The sequence below is a fragment of the Streptomyces sp. NPDC000941 genome (genome assembly GCF_053599555.1).
The window spans coordinates 1-1,958 of the sequence record NZ_JBSFMM010000517.1 but is presented as its reverse complement, the minus strand read 5'-3'; the positions used below and the strand labels follow the sequence as shown (position 1 = coordinate 1,958).

Sequence of the window (1,958 nt, the reverse complement as noted above, 5' to 3'; positions counted from 1 at the left end):
ATCGTGATCTTGCTGGTAAGGGCCGCTGCAGACATGGGTGCGGCCACCGTTGATCATCGGTGTGTGAAGGCAGACGATCATGTGGCCGCAGGTCACAGTACTGACCCTGCCCGCTGGCAGGAGGCGTTCGAAGCCCTGATGGACCGGATTGCAGGCCGGTTCATGCGGGTCGAACCCCGGCGCCGGATCCGGCGGTTGGTACTCGGGCTGCTCGCGGACCTGCCGCGCAAGAACTGCTGGACGATTGCGGAGTGGGCTGGCGAGGCGAATCCGGACGGGATGCAGCACCTGCTCAACCGCGCCAAATGGGACGCCGACGCGGTTCGCGACGACCTGCGCGAGTACGTGGTCGAGAACTTGCACGACGATCAGGCGGTGCTCTTCGTGGACGAGACCGAAGACGTGAAGAAGGGCAGCCACACCGTTGGCGTCCAGCGGCAGTACACCGGCACCGCAGGCCGGATCGAGAACTCCCAGGTCGCCGTGTACCTGGTCTACACGGGCCAGCGCGGACACGCAGCAGTAGACCGCGAGCTCTACATCCCGCGCTCATGGACCGACCAGCCCGACCGCTGCCAGGCGGCGGGGCTCGCGCCCGGCACGGAGTTCGCCACGAAGCCGGAACTGGCAGCCCGCATGATCGCCCGGTTCCTGGACGCTGGCCACCGTGCACGATGGGTGGCCGGTGATGAGGTCTACGGGGGCAACCCGAGACTGCGCACCGTCCTGGAGGAACGCGGCAGCGGCTACGTCCTCGCGGTGGCCCGCACCCACGAAGTCACCACCCATGCAGGGAAGTTCCGGGCAGACTTCCTGGTCAAGAAGCTCCCCAAGCGCGCCTGGCAGAAGCTGTCCGCCGGGACCGGCGCAAAGGGGCAACGCTTCTACGACTGGGCCCACATCGCACTGCACGACCCCAGAGCTGGCCACCGCTACCTGCTGATCCGCCGCAGCCGCACCACCCGCGAACTCGCCTACTACCGCTGCTACTCGCCCCAGCCGGTGCCGCTGACGACGCTGGTGCGGGTCTCGGGATCAAGATGGCGCATCGAGGAGACGTTCCAGGCCGGCAAGGGCCTGGTCGGCCTCGACGAACACCAGGTCCGCCGCTACACCTCCTGGACTCGCTGGGTCACCCTGGCCATGCTCGCCCACGCCTTCCTGGCCGTTGTCCGCGCCAACGAACACACCCGCCGCCCCGCCCCGGACACGTTGATCCCGCTCACTTGCAACGAGATCGCCCGCCTGTTCATCGCCCTCGTTACCCAACGCATCCACGACACGGCCCACCGGCTCGGATGGTCCCACTGGCGTCGCCGCCACCAAGCCCGATCCCGAGCCAGCCACCACTGCCGTCAAGCCGCCTACTCTGCCTGAGCGCACTCGATCACGTGAGCGTGAAGTCCCGGGGCGCGACCCCGCGTCACGGCAACGAGCGTGTGAGCCATACCACTTCACCGCTGTCGTCCGTGGAAACGTGATCCCGCTCGAACCCGAGCTTCTCAAGGACACGGAACGACGGTGTGTTCCATGTGCCGACGGTCGACCAGAGCCGTTTCCGCCCGGTCGCTATAGCGGCATCGAGCACCGCGCTGGCCGCCTCGGTGGCGTAGCCACGCCCATGCGCGCGCTGGAACAACTCACACGCGATTTCAGGCTCCTCTAGGGTGGAGCGGCCGATGATCAACCCGCAATAGCCGATGAAGTCGCCTTCGTCACGGCGCTGGATGGGCAGCAGGGCGATCCCCGTTGTTGCCGTTGCGGTGAGCTGCTTCGCGATGAGCGTCCGGGTGTGCTCAACCGTGGGCGTCCCGTTGCCGCGTTCGGAGTGGAGGGCGCGAAGCTCAGCGGCGTCCGACTCGGCCCACGGCCGCAGTATCAGCCGCTCGGTCTCAAGGTGGAACGACATTGTCTCGTACGTAGACATGCCCCTACTCTGCCCCACGGATCATCACGAA

General features: G+C 67.0%; 2 protein-coding genes. One reads left to right on the top strand and one right to left on the bottom strand.

What is annotated here, in order from left to right:
• Nucleotides 1–138 precede the first annotated feature (138 nt).
• Nucleotides 139–1,377, top strand: coding sequence for an IS701 family transposase (locus ACWDSL_RS53220; RefSeq protein ID WP_450496956.1), 1,239 nt, complete (start codon nt 139–141; stop codon nt 1,375–1,377).
• A 46-nt stretch (nt 1,378–1,423) separates the two neighbouring features.
• Here ACWDSL_RS53220 and ACWDSL_RS53215 read toward each other — a convergent pair whose 3' ends face one another.
• Complete coding sequence (locus tag ACWDSL_RS53215) at nt 1,424–1,927, bottom strand: GNAT family N-acetyltransferase (RefSeq protein WP_450496954.1); 504 nt, start codon at nt 1,925–1,927, stop codon at nt 1,424–1,426.
• Nucleotides 1,928–1,958 lie beyond the last annotated feature (31 nt).

Coding starts and splice junctions, on each gene's coding strand:
- ACWDSL_RS53215 (WP_450496954.1), bottom strand. CDS start 1,927: ATGTCTACGTACGAGACAATGTCGTTCCACCTTGAGACCGAGCGGCTG.
- ACWDSL_RS53220 (WP_450496956.1), top strand. CDS start 139: ATGGACCGGATTGCAGGCCGGTTCATGCGGGTCGAACCCCGGCGCCGG.